The following is a 19,088-nucleotide window of genomic DNA, read 5'->3' on the forward strand; positions in this document are numbered from 1 at the left end:
CGGGCGTTAGAGCAGTCCAGAGAAGCAATTCCTCCCGAGCCCTAAAGGGCCGGGATTCCTTGCTAGATCACGTTGAAACCCTCGTTGATGGCGTTCCAGCGGTCCTGATGTCGGGCCCAGTGGGTGCCTTCGGGGCCGTTCCACGCTTCCGCCTGTTCAGTGTTGACGATCTCCGACACGGAGTCTCCTCAAGAACGAATAGGAATGGGCGAGCGCCCAAACTTGCCTGCACCACAGTATGGGCGCATGCCCATACTGGCAATGGCAATACGATCCAGGTCAGAGAGGCGACGGAGGACGACAGAGAGGGCGGGCAGGCTCATGTCACCGCGCGGAGTGGCGACCCCGAACGTACGCGAGCGCCTGTTCGCAGCCGCCGAGCGTGTCGTCGAGAGGGACGGGCCGGGCGCGCTCACCAGCCGTGGCGTCACCACAGAGGCTGGCTGCGCCAAGGGGCTGCTGCACACACACTTCGCGGGCTTCGACGAGTTCGTGGCCGAGCTCATCCTCGACCGGTTTGCGCGCACCGCCGAGGGGGCCGGCACCCTGACCGGGCTCGTCGGACAGGGCACGCTGACCGGGAACCTGGACTCCGTCGTCCTCGCACTGTTCGACGCCGGCGGCCCCGCCCTGTCGGGCCTTGCCATGGCCCGGCCTGTCGCCGCGCTCCGCATCCGCGAGGCATTCCAGGCCGGCGCGCCCGGCTTCACGGCGATCGAGGAGGCCGTCGCCGGCTACCTCCGGGCGGAGCAGGAACTCGGCCGGGTGCCCAGCCGGGTCGACGCGGGTACGGCGGCCCGGCCGTCCAACGGCTCGTCACCGCCCTTGCAAGCTAGCGACCCAAGCCAGAGATCACTGACGTCCGTGACCATCCCCTGAACCCGTAGGGGCCCGGTCGAGGGGATCGATCACACGCCATCATCGACCCCCTCGGGTGCGGCCGCGAGCCGTTTCCCCTGATGGAGATACCCCCTAGGGGTATGCAATTCCCACCCCCGCCCCTTGCGTGGCCAGCGAACGGTGGGGTATACATGATGCAGCTAAATACCCCTGGGGGGTATTGAGGATTTCGGGAGGGGTTTCATGTCCGCGTACACCACCACCTACAAGGTCGACGGCGTCAACAGCGCCCACTGCAAGGGGGTCGTCACTGAGGCGCTCGGCGGGATCGAGGGGGTCGAGGCCATCGACATCACGATCGGCACCGGTCTCGTCACCGTCCACAGCTCCGCCGCCATCGACGACACGGTCGTCGAGGAGACGGTCGAGGACGCCGGCTACGACTACCGCGGCCGCGCCTGACCCCAGCACGAACACCAGCGAACGAGGAGCAGAAGTCATGAGCACCCCAACGACGGCTGGGACCGCCCAGGTCGAGCTCGCCATCGGCGGCATGACCTGCGCCTCGTGCGCGGCCCGCATCGAGAAGAAGCTCAACCGCATGGACGGGGTCGAGGCCACCGTCAACTACGCCACCGAGAAGGCGAAGGTCACCTTCGGCGCCGACATCGACATCGCCGACCTCATCGCCACCGTCGAGGCCACCGGCTACACCGCCGCCGAGCCGCAGCCCGAGCGCCCGGCCGGAAGCAGCGGCGGCGAGGACGGCGGACTGTCCGACGAGGAGAAGGCCGACGAGGAGCTGCGCCCCCTCAAGCAGCGGCTGGTCACCGCCGTGGCGCTCGCCGTGCCCGTCATCGCGATGGCGATGGTCCCGGCGCTGCAGATCGAGTACTGGCAGTGGCTGAGCCTCACGCTCGCCGCGCCGGTCGTCGTCTACGCCGCCTGGCCGTTCCACCGGGCCGCCTGGACGAACGCCAAGCACGGCGCGGCGACGATGGACACGCTGATCTCGGTCGGCACGATCGCCGCGTTCCTCTGGTCGCTGTGGGCGCTGTTCTTCGGTACGGCCGGTACGCCGGGTATGACCCACCCGTTCGAGTTCACCATCGCCCGCAGTGACGGCGCCGGGAACATCTACCTGGAGGCCGCGGCCGGTGTCACCGCCTTCATCCTGGCCGGCCGCTACTTCGAGGCCCGCTCGAAGCGCAAGGCGGGCGCCGCGCTCAAGGCGCTGATGCGGCTGGGCGCCAAGGAGGTCACCGTCCTGCGGGGCGGCCGCGAGGTCACCGTACCGACGGCCGAACTCGCCGTCGGGGACCGCTTCCTGGTCCGCCCCGGCGAGAAGATCGCCACCGACGGCACCGTCGTCGAGGGCTCGTCCGCCGTCGACGCCTCCATGCTCACCGGCGAGTCCGTCCCGGTCGAGGTCTCCACCGGCGACTCCGTCACCGGCGCCACCCTGAACGCCGGCGGCCGGCTCGTCGTCGAGGCCACCCGCGTCGGCTCCGACACCCAGCTCGCCCGGATGGCCAAGCTCGTCGAGGACGCGCAGAACGGCAAGGCCGCCGCGCAGCGCCTCGCCGACAAGATCTCCGCCGTCTTCGTCCCCGTCGTCATCGCGCTCGCGCTCGGCACCCTCGGCTTCTGGCTCGGCTCGGGCTCCGGTCTGACGGCCGCCTTCACCGCCGCCGTCGCCGTCCTGATCATCGCCTGCCCCTGCGCCCTGGGCCTCGCCACCCCGACGGCCCTCATGGTCGGCACCGGACGCGGCGCGCAGCTCGGCATCCTGATCAAGGGCCCCGAGGTCCTGGAGACCACCCGCAAGGTCGACACCATCGTGCTCGACAAGACCGGCACGGTCACCACCGGCCGGATGACGCTCATCAAGGTCCACACCGCCGTCGGCACGGACGAGACGGACGTACTGCGGCTCGCGGGCGCCCTGGAGCACTCCTCCGAGCACCCGATCGCGCAGGCCGTCGCCACCGGCGCCGCGGCCAAGGTCGGTACGCTCCCCACCCCTGAGGACTTCGCCAACGTTCCCGGTCTCGGCGTGCAGGGCGTCGTCGAGGGCCACGCCGTCCTCGTCGGCCGCGAGAAGCTCCTCGAAGAGTGGGCCATGGAGCTGCCGCAGCCGCTGAAGTCCGCGAAGGACGAGGCCGAGAAGGCCGGCAAGACGGCCATCGCGGTCGCCTGGGACGGCAAGGCCCGCGCGGTCCTGGAGGTCGCCGACGCCATCAAGGAGACCAGCCCCGAAGCCATCCGGCGGCTGCGCGCGCTCGGCCTGACCCCGATCCTGCTGACCGGTGACAACAAGGCCGTGGCCGAGTCCGTCGCCGCCGAGGTCGGCATCGACGAGGTCATCGCCGAGGTCATGCCGCAGGACAAGGTGGACGTCGTCAAGCGCCTTCAGGGCGAGGGGCGTTCGGTCGCCATGGTCGGCGACGGCGTGAACGACGCCGCCGCGCTCGCCCAGGCCGACCTGGGCCTGGCGATGGGCACGGGCACGGACGCCGCCATCGAGGCCGGCGACCTGACCCTCGTACGAGGGGACCTGCGGGCCGCCGCCGACGCCATCCGGCTCTCCCGCAAGACGCTCGGCACGATCCGCTCGAACCTGTTCTGGGCCTTCGCCTACAACGTTGCGGCCCTGCCGCTCGCCGCGGCCGGACTGCTCAACCCGATGATCGCGGGCGCGGCCATGGCCTTCTCCTCGGTCTTCGTCGTCGGCAACAGCCTCCGCCTCCGCGGCTTCCAGCCCATCGACAAGTAGGGCGAACCGGCACTGAGGGGCGGCCCCGGCCAGGGTCCGCCCCTCTTGCGTGCCCCGTCGCCCCCTCACGCCAGCCGCCGCCCGCCGAGACGCGTTCGTCCGGCCTCGCCTGGCACCCCGCTCGGCCGCCCGTAGGCGGGGCACGGTTGACTGTCGGGGGCGGCCCGCGCCCCGCGCGTTGAAGGCCAGACCGCCCGGCTGCCAGCCCTCAGCCAGGCGTCGCCCGCAGCCGCTGGCAACTGCGCCATACAACCGACCCACCAAAGCACGAGGTGAAGCACGATGTCCCCTCCTCGACTCCTTCCCGGCGAAAGGGCACCCGCGCTCTTCTCGCGGCGGGCACCATCGCAGCCGGAACCGTCCTGCTCGCCGCATGCGGCGAGGGCAGCCCCACCGATGGCGCCACTGCCGAGGGCAAGGAGCCGCAGGCCGCGCTGCACAGTCACATCCACGGACTCGGAATCGACCCGGGAGACGGCCGGCTCTACGTGGCCACCCACGAGGGGATCTACACCGCGGATGACAAGGGCAGCCCGCAGCTGGTGGGAGAGAGCAGGGACGACTTCATGGGCTTCACCGTGACCGGCGCCAAGACCTTCCTGGCCAGCGGTCACCCGGCCCCCGGCAGTGACCAGCCGGGCAACCACGGATTGATCAAGAGCACCGAAGCCGGAAAGTCCTGGAGGACTGCTTCACTCAAGGGCGAGGCGGACTTCCACAGCCTGGACCACGCCAAGGGCACCACTTACGGGTACGACAGCACGGGCGGCCTGCTGCGCGTCAGCAAGGACGGCACGAACTGGCAGGACCGCGCCCGCCTGCAGGCCCTCGACTTCGCGGTGAACCCCGCCGACCCGAGCCGGCTCGTCGCTACCACGGCGGAGGGCGTCGCGCGCAGCACCGACGGCGGCGCAACCTTCGGCCCCGGCCAGGGGACAGGAATGGAGTTCCTCTCCTGGGCATCCCCAGATTCCCTGTTCGGCGTCGACTTCACCGGTGCCCTGAGCATCAGCTCGGACGGCGGAACCACCTGGACGAAGACGGCAACCGTGCCCGGAGGACAACCCCAGGCCCTGACCGCCGTCGACGAGCGGCACATCCTCGCGGCCACCCAGGACGGGATCTACGAGTCCCAGGACGCGGGGAAGTCCTTCACCAAGCGCCTCTCTGTGGCAAGCGGCAGTCACCACTGACGAGGGCGGCATGCTGGCGTGATCACGCCATCGCGTGTTGCCGCAATCGAATGCGCTTGTCGAGTGCTACGTGCCACCGTCAGGATGCTTCTCGCGGCTCTGATCCGCTGCCACGGATCGAGCCTCAATGGCCAGGACCGGGCGATGCCCCTGAGATGTAGGTACCGACGAGCGGCACATCCCCCGCCCGCCCGGCGTACCTCACGGTGCTCGCCCGGTCCTACGGCTTGTTGGGTCGCGACAGGATCGGGTGTCCAGGGGAGGGCGAGGCAGAATGCTGGAGAGGCGGAGCACGGTTGGCAGGGGCGGCGTTCCCATCAGCTCGTTCGTAGCTCTGGGGGACAGCTTCACGGAGGGGCTCGGCGACGAGACGCCCGACGGCGCTCTCCTGGGGTGGGCCGATCGCCTCGCCGATCTGCTGGCCAGCCGCTCGCCAGCGCCCTTCCACTACGCCAATCTTGCCGTTCGTGGCCGAGGCATCGACGAGATCGTCGAGGAGCAGGTGCCGCAGGTGGCCGAACTGACGCCGGACCTGGTGAGCTTCTGCGCCGGCGGCAACGACATTTTACGGCTGGGCAGTTCCGTGGACCGCATCGCAGAGCGGTTCGAGGAGGCGGTCGTCGAGCTCGGCGGCAGCGCGAGGACGGTGCTCGTGTTCACCGGTTTCGACCCCCGGAACACGCCCGTACTGCGCCGGCTACGCGGAAAGATCGCCACCTACACCGCGCACATCCACGCCATCGCGGACCGGCAAGGCTGCCTGATCGTCGACCTCTGGTCGATGAAGGCCCTCCAGCATCCCCTCGCGTGGAGCGATGACCGACTGCACCTGTCGTCCGAAGGGCACCGGCAGGTAGCCCTACGAGCCGCCGACGTTCTGGGGCTACGCCCGATGCGAAGCGCGCCCGCGCCCCACACACTCCAGGCGCGCGTACGACAGTCTCAGAGGCTGGAAGACCTTCGTTGGGCCAAGGAGCACTTCCTGCCCTGGCTCGGCCAGCACCTGCTCGGCAGGGCCTCCGACGAGGTCCTGGAGCCGAAGCGGCCGGAACTGCTGCCTCTGTAGCCTCCCGCGTCCTGGTGTCGCTCGAGGTCAGCTCTCTTCCCAGTCCGGCACGGCAGACAGCGCCCCCAACCGCAAGTTCCAGCGGCCGTTCCGCCCGGTGAGATGCACTGCCGCCAGGGGCGGCACATCGATCCGCCAGAACAGCGCCCGCGGCGTACCCAACGCACTGACGACCGCCGCGCGCACCACCGACTGGTCCGCGACGGCCAGTACCCGCCCGGCATCAGTAGGCAATCCGTCGAGCCAGACGGCGACCCGGTCGCAGACCTGTGACACGGACTCGCCACCATGCGGTGCCGCTTCGGGGTCGGACATCCAGGCGGCGAGCCCGTCGCCCTCCCGCTCGGCCACCTCGCCGAGGGTCCGTCCTGCCCACCTGCCCATGTTCATGTCGCGAAGGGCCAGCTCGACGGTCACCACGTCCCATCGCAAGGCACGCACGGTGTTCTCGCACCGATCCGACGGTGCCGAGTAGTGCAGTGAGGCTCGCGGCAGAAGGGCCGCCACCTCCCCGGCCTGCCGTAGCGCCCGTTCGTCCAGCGGCGCCTCTCCGAATCGCACATCGCGCTCCGCTGCGGCAGGGGCGCACAACAGCGTGAGTCGGACGGTCACGAGCGTTCCCTTCGTTGTGCACTGAAACCGGATGATCGTAAGACGCCCACGACGTAAGGATTTCCGCGCCCACGTGCACACGTTGTGGCGTCCCTCACATCTCTCTGCAAGGACCTTCGTTGAGCCTAAGTCTCTAAGCAGCTTAGTATTCGTGAGTCTTCGCGCAGCCGCTCGCGCATCCGGGGCGGCGACGGAGACGCCGCCGTGACCGCTGTACGCCCAGCCCGTCGGCGGTCGAGGAAGAAGGAGCTCCGCCGTGGCCTCCCACCGCCGCCCGAAGCAGTCCAATCCGCGCTACACCGGCGTCATCACCGCCACCGCCGCGGCGGCCGTGGCCCTGTCCACCCAACCCGCTTCGGCCGATCCCCTGCCCGACCCGAACAAAAAGGGCGTCCAGGCGCAGGTTGACCGCCTCTACGAGCAGGCGACCCAGGCGACCGAGAAGTACAACGGGGCCAAGGAGAAGGCCGACGCTCTCAAGAAGCAGGTGGACGCCCTCCAGGACACGGCGGCCCGCAAGCAGGGCGAGCTGAACGAACTCCGCGACAAGATCGGCACGGTGGCCGCCGGCCAGTACCGTTCGGGCGGCCTGGACCCGGCCCTCCAGCTCTTCCTCTCCGAGGATCCCGACACGTACCTTGAGAAGGCGACCGCGCTGGACCGGGCCGGCGACCGGCAGGCAGCCGTACTGCAGCAGTTCCTCTCCGAGCAGCGGGTCCTCCAGCAGCAGCGCGGCGAAGCGTCCGAGAAGCTGCGCGACCTCGGCTCCGTGCAGAAGGAACTGGGGAAGCGGAAGACCGAGATCCAGGGCAAGCTGCGCGAGGCCCAGCGCCTGCTCAACACCCTCTCGGCGAAGGAGCGGGCCCGGATCGCGGAAGAGGAGGACCGGGCCAACCGGGCGAGCTCACGCGTCGAGCTGGGCAATGAGGCGAGTGCCTCCGAGCGTGCCGCCGCGGCGTTTGCCGCCGCCAAGAGCCGGGTCGGCATGCCGTACGTCTGGGGCGCGAGCGGCCCGACCTCGTTCGACTGCTCCGGCCTCACCTCGTGGGCGTTCCGCCAGGCCGGTGTGACGATACCCCGCACCTCCCAGGCGCAGGCCGGCGTCGGGACGCGTTTCAACTCCCTCAGCGCCCTGAAGCCCGGCGACCTGATCATCATGCGCAGCGACCTCAGCCACGTCGGCTTCTACGCGGGGAACGGCCAGATCCTCCACTCACCCAAGCCCGGCGCTCAGGTGCGGTACGAGTCGATCGCCCGCAGTGGCATGCCCTTCATGTGGGGTGTGCGCATCGGCTGACGTACACAGCAGAGGGGGCGCCGGTCCGAGACCGGCGCCCCCTCACGTGTGGACGGGCATCACGAGGGCACGACCGCCGCCCCCGACTCCACGGCCCCGATACGCTCGCCGGACTCGCGCGGCTGCAGCAGCCGCTCCGCCAGGACGCCGAAGACGAGGCCGAATCCGGCCCACAGCGTGGCCTGGATCGCGAGTGCCGAGATCCTGAACTGCCAGACGACAGCGGCCGGGAAGTCCTTGGGCATCTCATTGACCGCGGGCAGGAAGGCATACGCGAGCCCGACGGCGAGGACGAAGAACGCCCCTGCCGCAACCGACGCGTTCCCGTTGCCCAGACGGGGCGCGAGCCGCTTGCCGAGGATCACGGCGGAGACGGCGAGCAGCACGCTGAGGACCACCATGAGGAGGTACAGGGTGGCGCGCTGGCTGATCGTGGCCGGGTCGCTGACCGCAGGCGGGTTGGCCGGGTACTTGAGGAACGGCACGACGTAGAAGGCGAGCAGCCCGCCGAGGGACAGCAGCGCCGCGGTGGCGCGGGGCCCGAAAGCGCCGATCCGGCCCAGGGCGAAGCAGTACGCCAGCGCGGCGATGCCGCCGAGGCCGACGCCGTAGACGAGGACGCCGGTCGCGAGACCGGTGGTGGACTGGGCCGCGCGGCTGACCAGCTCAGCCCCGCCCTCCTCCTGGCTGTGCGCCGCCTCGTAGGCGATGCCGGCCTCGGTCGGCGGCTCGCCGAGGAAGTAGGCGACGACCAGGGCGAGGAGACCGGCCACGAGGCCGGCCACCATGCCGCGCGCGAGAAGCTTTCCGACAGTTGCGGAGTTCATGATGTTCGCGTCCCCCGTCTCAGTGGCAGGGGAAGCCGAGGAGGTGGCGGCCGTCATGCACCCATTCATGGACGCCCTCACCGGCGAAGATGGCGGTGGCACCCTGCTCGGCGCCGACGAAGAAGAGCGCGAGCAGCATCAGGGCCCCGAAGAAGACGGCCCAGGGCAGGATCGCCTTGACGGGCAGTGCGGCGGGGGCGGCGACGCTCGGCTGAGCGGTGGCCTGGGCCATGGCAGGACCTCCAGTGGGAACACGCGTCCCGGTCGGATGGAGCTCGCTCGACGGGGGCGAGTCTGACTTGCCGGACCGCACCGCTCAGGAGATGAGCGGGTGCCGCCGAGCACACAGTGGCGCGACCGTGCCGGATTCCCACCGGCTTCCGCTGCCCATCGATTGACTTGTCCTGGTCAAGGTAGCGGAAGGCACCTGAACCCACAACCAAGCTTCTAAATGACTTAGAAGTATCGATTAAGGTTCACCCATGACCGATCCACACGCCCCCGGGGTGGCCTCAGCGGCGCGACAGGTACGCCTGCATGGCCCGGTGCAGGGTCTTGTTCACCGCCCCCTGCAGGGGCAGCTCCCACTCACCGAGGGTCTCCACCACTTCCCCTCCGGTGCCGAGCTTCCAGCGCATCAGCCCGAAGGACCGCTCCGCAGGATCGAGGGTGTCCGGTACGCCCCGCATGTCATACACGGCCGCGCCAAGGGAGTGCGCGTCGCGGATCAGTCGCCACTGCAGGGCGTTGCTCGGCCTGACCTCGCGGCGGTGGTCGGCGGAGGCCCCCGTCTGGTACCAGGCACGCCGGCCCGCCACAATCATGGTGTGGGCGGCGAGCACCTCGCCGTCGTGGCGTGCGAGATAGAGCCGCACACGCCCGTTCTCCTCCGCGTTGAGCTCCCGATGCTGCCGTTGGAAATAGGGGAGAGAACGTCCGAGGCGGAAGCCGTCACGCCGCTCGGTGACCTGCAGCAGGTCGTAGAAGGCGGGCAGGTCCTCGGCGGTGCCGAGGTAGGTCTCCACCCCGGCCGTCTTCGCCTTCTTGATGTTGCGCCGCCACTCCTGGTTGAAGCCGGCCCACAGGTCGTCCGTGCTCCGACCGGCAAGGGGCAGCTCGAACAGGTGGCGCGGCTGGGCGTCGCCCGCACCGCCCTCCTCGCCGCAGCGCCGCCAGCCGGCCGCCCGCAGCCGGTCCGCGACGGCAGCCCCGACCGGCTCGACGACGTCCGGCAGCACGTCGCCGACCCGGCGCCCCGGGCCCACGGCCGCCTTGAGCATCTCGGCGCTCCACCGGCGGTACGCCAGGGGCGGCCCCATGCGTACGGCGAAGGCCCCGGCTGCCCGCAGGTGGTCGAGAAGCAGCTGCAGGACGTCCATCAGCGCCGGGTCAGCCCAGTCCAGCACCGGCCCTTCCGGGATGTAGGCGAAGTACCGCCGCGTGCCCGGCAGCTGCCGGTACAGCACCTGGGCGGCGGCACGCTGGCGTCCCGTCCCGTCGAACCAGCCGATCCACTCGGCCCGCCACCCCTCCTTGACAGCGCTCCAGGAGGGAAGCTGGAGGAAGCTGACCTGCTCGCCCCGCACACGTCCCGAGAGGGAGTCGAGGAAGGCCAGGTGCTGCTCAGGGGTCGTGGGCACGGTCTCCAGGGCACCGGCACGGTGGGTCATCTGCACCTCGGCGACAGCCATGTCGAAGGTCTCCTCGTTCTGGTCCTTGCGCCCCCTTCGGGAGGGCGGCGGGATACCCCCGCCTGTCTCATGCACGCCCGGCGGCACTGGAATGTGGCAGACGACTTCGCCGAGATCCGCGGAACCGGCTTGCCGGCAGGTGCGGCGTGACGGGGACAAGGCCGGCGGGAGCCGATGTCGATGCCCGGAAGGCGGACGTGGGCAGTGGGCGGGGCAAGGCGTCGATGATGCTCGGCTCGCTCGTCTCCCGGATCACGGGTTTCGTACGGAGCGCGGTGGTCGTCGCGGCCCTGGGGACGGCCCTGCTCGCGGACGCCTACAACGTCGCCAACACGGTGCCGAACATCGTCTACATCCTGCTCATGGGCGGGGCGCTCAACTCGGTCTTCGTACCCGAGCTGGTGCGGGCCGCGAAAGAGCACGAGGACGGCGGGGTCGCGTACACCGACCGGCTCATCACCCTCTGTCTGGTCGCGATCACCGTGATCACCGCTGTGGCCGTGCTCGCGGCGCCCTGGATCGTCACCGCGTACACGGACTACAGCGGCGCCCAGCGCGATCTCACGGTGACCCTGGCCCGCTACTGCCTGCCGCAGATCCTCTTCTACGGCGCCTTCACCGTGCTCGGTCAGGTGCTCAACGCCCGGGGCCGGCTCGGCGCGATGATGTGGACGCCGGTCCTCAACAACGTCGTCGTGATCACCGTCTTCGGGATCTACCTCGTGGTGGCCGCGACGGCGACCGGAGCGGGCGAGGTCACGGACGGGCAGCTGCTGCTCCTCGGCCTCGGCAGTACGGCGGGGATCGCGGTACAGGCCCTGGCCCTGCTGCCCGCCCTGCGGTCGGCGGGATTCCGGTGGCGCCTGCGGTTCGACTGGCGGCGCGCGGGCCTGGGCCGGCCGGTGCGGGCCGCAGTGTGGACGCTGCTGCTCGTGCTCGTGAACCAGGTCGCGTACTGGGTGGTGACCCTGCTCACGACGACGGCCGGCGTGAGGGCGGACGCCGAGGGCATCGCGGCGGGTGTCGGGTACACGGCGTACAGCAGCGCGTACCAGCTGTGGGTCGTCCCGCAGGGCATCATCACGGTCTCCCTGGTCACGGCCCTGCTGCCCGTGATGAGTCGCGCGGCCGTCAACGGCGACCCCGGCCGGATCGGCGCGGAGCTCGCCCGCTGCCTCAAGACCACGGCGGTGGCGATCATCCCCGCCGCCGCCGTCTTCCTGCTCCTCGCCCCTCGCCTCACCGGCGTCGCCTACCAGTACGGACAGGTCACCGAGGCCGACGCGCAGGCGATCGGATGGGTCCTCGCCGCGTTCGCGCCGGGCCTCGCGGCGTTCTCCGCGCAGTACGTACTCGCCCGGGGCTTCTACGCCCTGGGGGACACCCGTACGCCCTTCTTCCTCACCCTCGTGATCGCCGGTCTCAATGCAGGTCTGTCGCTGGCCGCGTACGGACTGCTGCCAGCACGCTGGGCCGTGGTCGGGATCGCCGGCGCGTACGCCATCGCGTGCACGATCGGCCTCGCGTGCACGGCAACGGTGCTACGACGCCGCCTGGGGCAGGGCTTCGAGGGCGCGCTAGGCACGCACGTGCGGCTCGCGGGCGCGTGCGTGCCGGGTGCCGGAGCGGCGCTCGCCGTCGACCGGCTGAGCGTCAGGGTGCTCGGCGACGGCCCGCTCGTCGACGGAGCCGCGTTGCTGGCGGGCGCGGGGTTCATCGGCCTGTCCGTGCTGCTGCTCGCCCGCCCGCTCGGCGTGCCGGAGGTGGACGCCCTGCTGGCACCGCTGCGGCGGCGTCTGGGAGCCCGCGGCCGACGCGGTGCGGAACGGCCAGGAGGCGGCCTGTGACCACTTCGGTGCACGACTCCGTCGAGCGAGACTTCGAGAGGTTCTACGCGGAAAGCGTGCGGCGCATGGTCGTCGTCGTGTACGCGGTCACCGGCGACATCGCCGAGGCGGAGGACGCCGTGCAGGAGGCGTACGCGCGAGCCTGGCCGCGCTGGAACGAGCTGGCCGAGCAGGGAGATCCCACCCCCTGGGTGCGGACTGTGGCCCTGCGGCTGGCGGTGAGTTCGTGGCGTCGAGCCCGTAACCGAGTCAAGGCGCACTTCCGGCACGGGCCGCCCGCGGACGTTCCCGGTCTCGACCCGGACCACGTGGCCCTGGTCGCGGCGCTCCGGCACCTCTCTCCAGATCAGCGGCGCGCCGTCGTCCTGCATCATCTGGTCGACCTGCCCGTGGACGAGGTGGCCCGGCAAACCGGTTCGACCAGCACGGCGGTACGCTCGCGCCTCATGCGCGCCCGGCGCATCCTCAACAGCCATCTGTCCGACACCGCCGCGTCGGAACCTCCAGCGCACGGCCACTCTCGGGTAGTCGCACCGTACCGGCCTCGACAGGAGGCGTATCCCCATGAATGACGACTGGTCCATGCATCTCGACAGCGAACTGGATTCGAGACTCCAGGAGTTCGCGGCCGAGGTCGATCCCCTCGTCGCCCCCGCCGGCGGAGTCGCGGACGTACACCTGCGGGCGGTCCGGCGTCGCGCCCGCCGTCGCGCGGGAGCGGGGGCCGTCGCCGTCGCCGTGGCGCTCACGACCGGCTGGTGGCTCCTACCCGGCCCCACGGACGCACGCCTCTCGGCGCAACCCGGGCCGGCAAACGGCCAACTGGTCGCAGTGGCCTCAATCCTGCCCTCCCCCGGCGCGGATCACGGGCTGGCACCCAGAGCCCTCCTCTCACCAGCGGCCCTGCCGTGGAACGCGACGTACCGGTGGCGGGCGGTCATGACCGGGGACGGGGCGACCGCGACCCTGCCCAGCCAGGGCACCCACCCGTGCGCCCTCGTCTGGTTCTCCGGATCGAGTGCAAGGGACCAGATCGTCCGCACGTACAGCGGCCGGGGTCGTGCCACGGCTCAGCACCGGATCGTCGATTTCCCCACCGAATCCGAGGCCCGGCGGAGCGTCGGCGAGGCGGCCGAGGCACTGACGCGGTGCGGATGGCACGGATCCCGGACTTCTGGGGACGGCCACGGCCCGGACTCGCCGGTGGTGTACGACTACGCCTTGACCGGCGGCTCGGGAGCGCCGCTACGCGTCACGCTCGTCCAGTCGGACCACCGCGTCGCCGTGCTGGCACTGGGCGCGGCGCACAGTGCGGACCCGACACACGCCGATCCACGCACCGAACGCTGCCTGGGGTCGACGCAGAACTCTCCACAAGCACATTGTTGAGGCATAAATTTATTTCTTAGTTTCTTAGTAGAGACCCTGACTGACCCCTCCAAACTAGACGCCGACGAGCATCTCCACGACTTATTCACGCCATGTTTCGCATGGAATTCCGAACCTCCCAGAAGAGGTGGTTAAGATAACGGCGTGATTACAGCCCGGTCGCGCTCGCGTGCGCCGCACTCCCGCTTCCTGGCGGGGCTGCGACGTCTACTCGGCCTGGCCGCACTCCTGTTCGGCCTCCTGGCCGGGCACGAAGTGAACGTGGACGGGGCCGCGGTAGCCGCGTCGCCCGCCATGACCAGCCTTTCCCGCGGCATTGAGGGAAGCTCCGGCGACCACGGTCCGGCGCACCTGGCACACGAATGCTCGCCGAGGCCGCCGGAGGGAACACCGGCACCCAATACACCGTGTTCCGCACGACAGCCCGATGCGCCCTGCTCTGCCGGGCCCTGTCTCCGAACCAACGCCGCCGCAGGCGAGGCGACCACAGCGCCGGCGGCCGCCCCGAGAGCCTCGACAGTCCTTCAGGTGTAGAGCGCCCCGCGTCTCGCTCCCTGCGGCCACGCGCACTCGCGCCCGGACGTGGACAAGGGACGCGTATCACCCTCACACCCTTGATCTGTCGCGGATACCGCTCCGTCCTGCCTTCATGGGACCCAGAGGTACTGCCGCCCGGAGGAACTGTGCCACGCCGCCCCCGCAACCCCTTACTCGCCGCTATCGTCGGCGCCCTCCTGTTGTCGGCAGCCCTCTGCTTCACGCCCCTCGGCGACGCCGCACACCAACAGGTCGACAAAGCCGCCGTCACAGCCGGTCTCGACCTCGATCACACCGACGACCGTGCCCCACAGCATCAGCACCACGACCACCAGGCCGGCTGCTCTTCACCGGGCCTCGCGCCTCAGCTCCTCGTCACGGCGCAGCACACGCCTGATTCCAGCGCACTTGCCGCCTCCGTCGACGACAGCCCGCACACCTTGGGACCTCCGCTACCACCGACGGCCGATGGTGCTGCCCCCATAGCCATTTCCGGTCGGTCGACGCAGATCCGCGTCTGCCGGTGGCGCATCTAGACCGTTCGGCTCCCGGCCGCACACAACGCGGCCGTCCCTCGAACGAGTACCTGATACGCACACCGAATTGAGAGCGGAACCATGCACTCCTCGACCACCGACGTCACACCCCCCACCCGCTCCGCCCTGTCCGGGCTGGTGGGCAACACGCCTCTCCTCCACGTCTCGGAGCCGCTCGCCCCGGCGGGCCGCGGCTTCTGGGCCAAGCTGGAGGGCTTCAACCCCGGCGGCATCAAGGACCGCCCGGGGCTCCACATGGTCGAACGGGCCCGCGCCCGCGGCGACCTGCGCCCCGGCGCGCGCATCATCGAGTCCACCAGCGGCACGCTCGGACTCGGCCTCGCTCTCGCCGGCATGGTGTACGGCCACCCCGTCACCCTGGTCACCGACCCGGGCCTGGAGATGTCCATGACCCGGCTGCTCACCGCGTACGGAGCCCAGGTCAACGTGGTCTCCGAGCCTCACCCCACCGGCGGCTGGCAGCAGGCCCGCCGCGACCGGGTCGCCCAGCTCCTCGAACAGCACCCCGGCTCCTGGTGCCCGGACCAGTACAACAACCCCGACAACACCACCGCGTACACCCCGCTCGCCCTCGAACTCGCCCGGGACATGCGCCACATCGACGTCCTGGTGTGCAGCGTGGGCACCGGCGGGCACTCGGCCGGCGTCTCCCGCGTCCTGCGCCAGCTCTACCCCGACGTGACCCTCGTCGGGGTCGACACCATCGGCTCGACGATCTTCGGCCAGCCGGCCCGGCCGCGGCTGATGCGCGGGCTCGGATCCAGCATCTACCCGCGCAACGTCGCGTACGACCGGTTCGACGAGGTGCACTGGGTGGCGCCGAGCGAGGCGGTGTGGACCTGCCGTCAGCTCGCCACCTCCCACTACGCCACGGGCGGCTGGAGCGTCGGCGCCGTCGCCCTGGTCGCCGGCTGGCTGGCCCGCTCGCTCCCCAAGGAGACGCGGATCGCGGCGGTCTTCCCCGACGGACCGCAGCGCTACCTCGGCACCGTGTACGACGACGACTACTGCGCCGCCCACGGCCTCCTCGACAACCCGCCCGCGCCCGAGCCTGAGGTCATCGGCCGTCTGGACGAGAAGGAGGTCACCCGCTGGACCCGGTGCACAAACGTCGTCGACCCGCTCACGCTCGCCGATGAGGAGCCGACCGGTGTCGATACCGACGACGCCGACCTGACGGACGCCGCGGAGGAGCGGGTCTGATGAAGGGCACGCTCTCCCAGTTCCGTTCGTACGACCGCAGCGTGCGGCTGTTGATGGTGAACCAGTTCACCATCAACCTCGGCTTCTACATGCTGATGCCCTACCTCGCCGCCCACCTGGCCGGCCCCCTCGGGCTCGCCGGCTGGCTGGTCGGACTGATCCTCGGCGTACGCAACTTCAGCCAGCAGGGCATGTTCCTGGTCGGCGGCACCCTCGCCGACCGGCTCGGCTACAAGCCGATGATCATCGCCGGTCTCGTCCTGCGCACCGTCGGCTTCGCGACCCTGGGCCTGGTCGACTCCGTGCCCGCGCTGATCGCCGCCTCCGCGGCGACCGGCCTGGCAGGCGCGCTGTTCAACCCGGCCACCCGCGCCTACCTCGCCGCCGATTCAGGTGAGCGCAGGGTGGAGGCGTTCGCTCTCTTCAACGTCTTCTACCAGGCAGGCATCCTGCTCGGGCCACTGGTCGGCATGGTGCTGACCGGGGTCGACTTCCGCGTCACCTGCCTCGTCGCAGCAGGCACCTTCGCCGTGCTGAGCGTGGTGCAGATCCGTGCTCTACCCGCCCGCCGGGCCAAGGAGCCGAAGGAGAAGGACGGGCAGAGCGTGCTCGCCGAGTGGCGCGGCATCCTCGCCAACCGCCCGTTCCTGCTCTTCTCCGTGGCCATGATCGGCTCGTACGTCATGTCCTTCCAGGTGTACCTGGCACTTCCCCTGGAGGTACGGCGACTGGGCGGCGAGGGCACGTTCGGCACGGCCGCTGTCGCCGTCCTCTTCGCCGTGTCCGGCCTCAGCACGATCCTCTTCCAGACCAAGGTGACGGCCTGGTGCAAGGCCCGCATGGAGCCGGGACGCGCCATCACCTGGGGACTGCTCACGATGGGCGTGGCCTTCGTGCCCCTGCTCGCCGCCACGGCGGTTCCCGTACCGGGAGAAGGCGTCGGCCTGTGGCTGCTGGCCGCCATACCGCCGACGCTCGCGGCACTGCTCCTGGCGATCGGCACGATGATCGCCTACCCCTTCGAGATGGACACCATCGTCCGGCTCTCCGGCGACCGTCTGGTGGCCACCCACTACGGCCTCTACAACACCATCTGCGGAGTCGGCATCACCCTCGGCAACCTGCTGACCGGAGCGGCACTCGACGCCGCCCGCAAGGCCGGGCTCTCCGCGCTCCCCTGGCTGGCGCTCACCGCGCTCGGTCTGGCCTGCACCGCCGCCCTCTACGGGCTGCACCGCACCGGCCGCCTCGCCGAGCCGCCGACCGAGGCCCGTCCGCAGCCTGTGACCGTCTGACCTGACACCAGCGGCAGGGGGCGGGCGCCCACGAAGCGCCCGCCCCCCGTGCCGCCGTGCCCACCTTCGGGAGAGAACCTTGACGACCGTCCCGTCGCGGAAGGCGCGTACCACCGTACGGATCCTTCCGTTCCGCGCCGTCCGATACGACCTGGCGCAGGCCGGCCAGCTCTCCGCCGTACTCAGTCCCCCGTACGACGACATGAGCCCCGCCCACGCCCGGGCACAGCGCGCCCGGCCCCACCACATAGCCCGACTCCTCTACGGGCCCGATCCTCAGAACGCTGCCGGTCAGCTGCAACGCTGGCTGGAGCGCGGCGTCCTGCGCCGCGACCCCGAGCCCTCCCTCTACGTCTACGAGCAACGGCTCGGCCCCCGGCTCCTCCAGCGCGGCCTCATCGGCGCGCTCGCCATCACCGGCCCGCACGCCGGTCCCGTCGTCCCTCACGAGGACGTACAGGAGCACGTCGTGCGGCAGCGCGCCGCCCACATGTCCGGCCTGCGAGCCCAGTTGGAACCGCTACTGCTCACCCACCGTTCCGCCGAGGGGACCGGCCGCCTACTCGCGGAGTGGGTGGCCGAACACCCACGCGTCGCAGGCGCCCATCTGGGCGGCATCACGCACTACCTGTGGCGGTGCACCGACCCCGCCGACCAGGCCCTCCTCACCGCCGGTCTGGGCGGAAGCCAGGTCCCGTTGCTCGCCGACGGCCACCACCGCCTCGCGGCCTGCCGACGGCTCAGCCGGTGGCACGACGGCCTCCCCTGGCAGCGCAGCCTGGCCCTGCTCGTCGACTCGGCATCAACACCTCTGCGCCTGAAGGCGATCCACCGCGTCCTGCCGGGCCTGGACGCGGAGAAGGCCGCACGAGCGGCATCCGGCGTCGCGCGCGTCCGACCCCTTCCGTCCGGGCCCCGGCTCCCCCCGCCCGGCGAACTGGTGCTCGTCGGCGACGGACGCGCCTGGAGCGTGACGGAACCGGCGGCATCGGCGTTGACCGAAGCGCTGGCCGGGCTGCCGACCGAGTGGCACGGGCAGCCGGCCGCCATCACGGACCAGCTCCTCATCAACGAGTGCTGGTCCATACCCGACCTCCCCGGCGCGGTCGTCCACCTGCACGACGCCGACCGGGCTGTGGCCGCCGTGACATCCCACGGGTCGGGTACCGCCGTGCTCCTGCCCGCCCCCGCCGAGGACGGTATTCGGGAACTCGCCGAGAACGGCATACTCCTCCCCCGTAAATCGACCTCGTTCGGGCCCAAGCCGGCCGCCGGGATGGTGATGCGGGTCTTCCCCACTCCGTAGGACGGGCGCAGCTGTCGGGGGCGCAACCGGCCGCAGGTGCCCTCGGCAGCGGTTCTTCGAACGGAACGCGTCAGATGTCAGTCGGCTGCTTGTCGCGCAGGACAAGGGTGTCCGTCGTGCGACGGCCGTGCGTGCGCCGCATCATGCCTCTCGTCCCGTCTCGTCCTCGGTGTTCCCCGGTTCCTGCTGCGGGCGCGGGGGCCGCGCCGGTTCACCGCCGGACGAGCCCGGATGAGCCGCATCGGGCGCTCCGGGCGGCTGCCAGGTCACCTTCAGCCGGTCGCGTCGGCCGATCTTCTCCAAGCGCCCGCTGATGCCCTCCTGAAGTCGTCGCAGGGCGTCCTCGTCGTCGGCCTCGACACGCAGGGTCAGCGTGTCCGAGGTGGCCCCAAGGGTCCACCGCCCCTGGGCGAAGCGGACGATTCCGCGGGTCTCGGAGTAGTCGACGTGCTCCACCTCGGGCATCCTTCGACCACGGCCGTGGCGCGTGGTCGGCCAATGGCGCGTACGGCTCATCTGGTCGGCGTGACGGCAGAGTTGGACGAGGTAACGGCCGGCCCGGTCGGTTGGGACAAAGGCTCATCAACTTCATTAGTTATCCCTAGTGTTGTGCCTGTATAGTTGAGGGCATGGAGTTGCTGCGTATGTCCAA

The 19,088-nt window shown here is 70.5% G+C and carries 17 protein-coding genes, 2 pseudogenes and 1 riboswitch; of the genes and pseudogenes, 12 read left to right on the plus strand and 7 right to left on the minus strand.

What is annotated here, in order from left to right:
* Positions 1-71: 71 nt before the first annotated feature.
* A pseudogene (locus Q5762_RS35780) lies at positions 72-179 on the minus strand (SAM-dependent methyltransferase); the annotation flags it as partial.
* Positions 180-321: 142 nt separating this feature from the next.
* Between Q5762_RS35780 and Q5762_RS35785 the strand changes: the two are divergent.
* The 5 genes from Q5762_RS35785 (at position 322) to Q5762_RS35805 (ending at position 5,875) form a co-directional block, all read left to right on the plus strand.
* Positions 322-879, plus strand: a complete 558-nt coding sequence (locus tag Q5762_RS35785; RefSeq protein WP_315896498.1) for a TetR/AcrR family transcriptional regulator — start codon at positions 322-324, stop codon at positions 877-879.
* A 204-nt stretch (positions 880-1,083) separates the two neighbouring features.
* The gene (locus tag Q5762_RS35790) at positions 1,084-1,302 is read left to right on the plus strand and encodes a heavy-metal-associated domain-containing protein (protein ID WP_315896499.1); all 219 of its coding nucleotides are present in this window, start codon (positions 1,084-1,086) and stop codon (positions 1,300-1,302) included.
* Between the two features lie 37 nt (positions 1,303-1,339).
* Positions 1,340-3,616: a heavy metal translocating P-type ATPase gene (locus tag Q5762_RS35795; protein ID WP_315896500.1), complete on the plus strand. Its 2,277-nt coding sequence runs from the start codon at positions 1,340-1,342 to the stop codon at positions 3,614-3,616.
* A 272-nt stretch (positions 3,617-3,888) separates the two neighbouring features.
* Positions 3,889-4,809 (plus strand): F510_1955 family glycosylhydrolase, encoded by a 921-nt coding sequence (locus Q5762_RS35800; protein ID WP_315896501.1) that lies wholly within the window; start codon positions 3,889-3,891, stop codon positions 4,807-4,809.
* 274 nt (positions 4,810-5,083) lie between these two features.
* On the plus strand, positions 5,084-5,875 hold the full coding sequence (locus tag Q5762_RS35805; protein WP_315896502.1) for an SGNH/GDSL hydrolase family protein: 792 nt from the start codon (positions 5,084-5,086) through the stop codon (positions 5,873-5,875).
* A gap of 27 nt (positions 5,876-5,902) precedes the next feature.
* Here Q5762_RS35805 and Q5762_RS35810 read toward each other — a convergent pair whose 3' ends face one another.
* Positions 5,903-6,487 carry a histidine phosphatase family protein gene (locus tag Q5762_RS35810; protein ID WP_315896503.1) on the minus strand — a complete coding sequence of 195 codons (585 nt, stop codon included), beginning with the start codon at positions 6,485-6,487 and terminating at the stop codon, positions 5,903-5,905.
* 256 nt (positions 6,488-6,743) lie between these two features.
* On the opposite strand from Q5762_RS35810, the gene Q5762_RS35815 reads away from it, so the two are divergent.
* Positions 6,744-7,784, plus strand: coding sequence for an NlpC/P60 family protein (locus Q5762_RS35815; RefSeq protein WP_315896504.1), 1,041 nt, complete (start codon positions 6,744-6,746; stop codon positions 7,782-7,784).
* Between the two features lie 59 nt (positions 7,785-7,843).
* Here Q5762_RS35815 and Q5762_RS35820 read toward each other — a convergent pair whose 3' ends face one another.
* The 3 genes from Q5762_RS35820 to Q5762_RS35830 all read right to left on the minus strand — a co-directional run bounded on the left by Q5762_RS35820 (position 7,844) and on the right by Q5762_RS35830 (position 10,302).
* Positions 7,844-8,611, minus strand: a complete 768-nt coding sequence (locus Q5762_RS35820; RefSeq protein WP_315896505.1) for a CbtA family protein — start codon at positions 8,609-8,611, stop codon at positions 7,844-7,846.
* Positions 8,612-8,630: 19 nt separating this feature from the next.
* Positions 8,631-8,843, minus strand: coding sequence for a CbtB-domain containing protein (locus tag Q5762_RS35825; RefSeq protein ID WP_315896506.1), 213 nt, complete (start codon positions 8,841-8,843; stop codon positions 8,631-8,633).
* Between the two features lie 37 nt (positions 8,844-8,880).
* Positions 8,881-9,063, minus strand: a riboswitch (cobalamin riboswitch).
* Between the two features lie 60 nt (positions 9,064-9,123).
* Positions 9,124-10,302: a peptidoglycan bridge formation glycyltransferase FemA/FemB family protein gene (locus Q5762_RS35830; RefSeq protein ID WP_315896507.1), complete on the minus strand. Its 1,179-nt coding sequence runs from the start codon at positions 10,300-10,302 to the stop codon at positions 9,124-9,126.
* Between the two features lie 146 nt (positions 10,303-10,448).
* Between Q5762_RS35830 and murJ the strand changes: the two genes are divergently transcribed.
* Genes murJ through Q5762_RS35845 form a run of 3 tightly spaced genes read left to right on the plus strand, consistent with a single transcriptional unit; the run spans position 10,449 to position 13,538 of the window.
* Positions 10,449-12,149 carry a murein biosynthesis integral membrane protein MurJ gene (gene murJ, locus Q5762_RS35835; RefSeq protein ID WP_399495462.1) on the plus strand — a complete coding sequence of 567 codons (1,701 nt, stop codon included), beginning with the start codon at positions 10,449-10,451 and terminating at the stop codon, positions 12,147-12,149.
* Positions 12,146-12,721 carry a SigE family RNA polymerase sigma factor gene (locus Q5762_RS35840; RefSeq protein ID WP_315896508.1) on the plus strand — a complete coding sequence of 192 codons (576 nt, stop codon included), beginning with the start codon at positions 12,146-12,148 and terminating at the stop codon, positions 12,719-12,721. Before murJ ends, Q5762_RS35840 begins: the two co-directional genes overlap by 4 nt.
* Positions 12,714-13,538, plus strand: coding sequence for a hypothetical protein (locus Q5762_RS35845; RefSeq protein ID WP_315896509.1), 825 nt, complete (start codon positions 12,714-12,716; stop codon positions 13,536-13,538). Before Q5762_RS35840 ends, Q5762_RS35845 begins: the two co-directional genes overlap by 8 nt.
* A 707-nt stretch (positions 13,539-14,245) precedes the next feature.
* On the opposite strand, the gene Q5762_RS35850 is transcribed toward Q5762_RS35845, so the two are convergent.
* Positions 14,246-14,407 (minus strand): hypothetical protein, encoded by a 162-nt coding sequence (locus tag Q5762_RS35850; protein ID WP_315896510.1) that lies wholly within the window; start codon positions 14,405-14,407, stop codon positions 14,246-14,248.
* A 285-nt stretch (positions 14,408-14,692) separates the two neighbouring features.
* Here Q5762_RS35850 and Q5762_RS35855 point away from each other — a divergent pair, with 285 nt between their 5' ends.
* The 3 genes from Q5762_RS35855 to Q5762_RS35865 all read left to right on the plus strand — a co-directional run bounded on the left by Q5762_RS35855 (position 14,693) and on the right by Q5762_RS35865 (position 18,436).
* The gene (locus Q5762_RS35855; protein ID WP_315896511.1) at positions 14,693-15,835 is read left to right on the plus strand and encodes a PLP-dependent cysteine synthase family protein; all 1,143 of its coding nucleotides are present in this window, start codon (positions 14,693-14,695) and stop codon (positions 15,833-15,835) included.
* Positions 15,835-17,130: an MFS transporter gene (locus Q5762_RS35860; protein ID WP_315896512.1), complete on the plus strand. Its 1,296-nt coding sequence runs from the start codon at positions 15,835-15,837 to the stop codon at positions 17,128-17,130. Before Q5762_RS35855 ends, Q5762_RS35860 begins: the two co-directional genes overlap by 1 nt.
* Before the next feature lie 79 nt (positions 17,131-17,209).
* Positions 17,210-18,436 (plus strand): DUF1015 domain-containing protein, encoded by a 1,227-nt coding sequence (locus Q5762_RS35865; protein WP_315896513.1) that lies wholly within the window; start codon positions 17,210-17,212, stop codon positions 18,434-18,436.
* A 141-nt stretch (positions 18,437-18,577) separates the two neighbouring features.
* On the opposite strand, the pseudogene Q5762_RS35870 reads toward Q5762_RS35865, so the two are convergent.
* Positions 18,578-19,003, minus strand: a pseudogene (locus tag Q5762_RS35870) (DUF2218 domain-containing protein); the annotation flags it as partial.
* Between the last annotated feature and the right edge of the window lie 85 nt (positions 19,004-19,088).

Source organism: Streptomyces sp. P9(2023), from assembly GCF_032436795.1.
Taxonomy (GTDB): domain Bacteria; phylum Actinomycetota; class Actinomycetes; order Streptomycetales; family Streptomycetaceae; genus Streptomyces.

Bases quoted from the DNA above. Each gene is read 5' to 3' on its own strand.
- Q5762_RS35785 (WP_315896498.1), top strand. From the start codon at position 322: ATGTCACCGCGCGGAGTGGCGACCCCGAACGTACGCGAGCGCCTGTTC.
- Q5762_RS35790 (WP_315896499.1), top strand. From the start codon at position 1,084: ATGTCCGCGTACACCACCACCTACAAGGTCGACGGCGTCAACAGCGCC.
- Q5762_RS35795 (WP_315896500.1), top strand. From the start codon at position 1,340: ATGAGCACCCCAACGACGGCTGGGACCGCCCAGGTCGAGCTCGCCATC.
- Q5762_RS35805 (WP_315896502.1), top strand. From the start codon at position 5,084: ATGCTGGAGAGGCGGAGCACGGTTGGCAGGGGCGGCGTTCCCATCAGC.
- Q5762_RS35820 (WP_315896505.1), bottom strand. From the start codon at position 8,611: ATGAACTCCGCAACTGTCGGAAAGCTTCTCGCGCGCGGCATGGTGGCC.
- Q5762_RS35825 (WP_315896506.1), bottom strand. From the start codon at position 8,843: ATGGCCCAGGCCACCGCTCAGCCGAGCGTCGCCGCCCCCGCCGCACTG.
- Q5762_RS35830 (WP_315896507.1), bottom strand. From the start codon at position 10,302: ATGGCTGTCGCCGAGGTGCAGATGACCCACCGTGCCGGTGCCCTGGAG.
- Q5762_RS35845 (WP_315896509.1), top strand. From the start codon at position 12,714: ATGAATGACGACTGGTCCATGCATCTCGACAGCGAACTGGATTCGAGA.
- Q5762_RS35855 (WP_315896511.1), top strand. From the start codon at position 14,693: ATGCACTCCTCGACCACCGACGTCACACCCCCCACCCGCTCCGCCCTG.
- Q5762_RS35860 (WP_315896512.1), top strand. From the start codon at position 15,835: ATGAAGGGCACGCTCTCCCAGTTCCGTTCGTACGACCGCAGCGTGCGG.